General features: G+C 62.9%; 2 protein-coding genes. One reads left to right on the plus strand and one right to left on the minus strand.

Going from position 1 to position 1,143, the window contains the following annotated elements:
* Positions 1-142: 142 nt before the first annotated feature.
* Entirely contained in the window at positions 143-610 is a 468-nt protein-coding gene (locus tag AC1DT3_RS22075) for a type II toxin-antitoxin system RatA family toxin (protein ID WP_477467314.1), read from the plus strand.
* On the opposite strand, the gene AC1DT3_RS22080 is transcribed toward AC1DT3_RS22075, so the two are convergent.
* Entirely contained in the window at positions 611-1,099 is a 489-nt protein-coding gene (locus tag AC1DT3_RS22080; RefSeq protein ID WP_477467315.1) for a CinA family protein, read from the minus strand. It abuts the gene before it with no gap.
* Positions 1,100-1,143 lie beyond the last annotated feature (44 nt).

Raw genomic sequence — 1,143 nt, forward strand, 5'->3', positions numbered from 1 at the left:
GCTATCCTCAGCGCAGCCGATCCGGGACCCGCGATGTCTTGGCCGGCCTTCAGCCGCCGCAGCGCGCCATCGTCCTCTCGTCGCGGGCGCAGGTGAACGCTTTCGCCCGCCGGTTGCCGCTCAGCCTCGAGACTGCGTGACCATGCCGTCCTTCCGCAACACACGGCCCGTCAAGCACACACCGATGCAGATGTTCGATCTCGTAGCCGATGTGGAGCGCTATCCCGAATTCCTGCCGCTCTGCGAGTCGCTCAGGATCATCCGCAAAACCCAGAGCGGGGAGGGCGTCGAGACGCTCGTCGCGGCAATGGGGGTTGGCTACAAGGCGATCAAGGAAACCTTCACGACCCGCGTCGCACTCGATCGTACGCGGTTGCGCATCCAGGTCGAATATGTCGACGGGCCCTTCAAATATCTCGAGAACCGGTGGTCGTTCATCGAAACCGAGACCGGCTCCAACATCGATTTCTACATCACTTACGAATTCAAGAGTTTCGCGCTCGGATTGCTGATGGGCGCCATGTTCGACAAGGCCTTCCACAAATTCTCGGAGGCGTTCGAGCAGCGAGCGAACGAGGTTTATGGCAAGTCCCCATTGCCGCGCGGCTGATCAGCGAAGCGCTTGTTCAAGCAGACCGAGCGCTTCCTCGACTGCCGCCTGACGTACGTTCTGCCGGCCACGATCGCCGTAACGACGCTCGGTCGTCGTGGTCGGCGCGCTTTTCGTGGCGAGCCCGAAATGCACCAGACCGACCGGCTTTGCTTCCGTTCCTCCTCCTGGTCCGGCGACACCTGTGATCGCGACGGCGACGTCGGCACGGGAATGGGCGAGTGCACCTTCAGCCATCGCGCGCGCGACTGGCTCGCTTACTGCCCCGTGAGTGGTGATGAGGTCGGCAGGGACGCCGATCAATTCCGTCTTCGCCTCGTTGGAATAGGTGACGAAGCCGCGTTCCACGACCGATGACGATCCCGCGATCTCGGTGAGGAGCGCGATCACGAGGCCGCCGGTGCAGGATTCAGCGGTGGCGATCTTCCACTTCTTCGCCTCGTAAGCCTTCAGCAACGCGGCGGCGCGGTCGTGTAGCTCGGCGTTCATGCATTCGTCTCCGCGGGGATCCTGATTGTCGCCGCGGCTTGCGC

Source organism: Microvirga sp. P4_G7, from assembly GCF_056401005.1.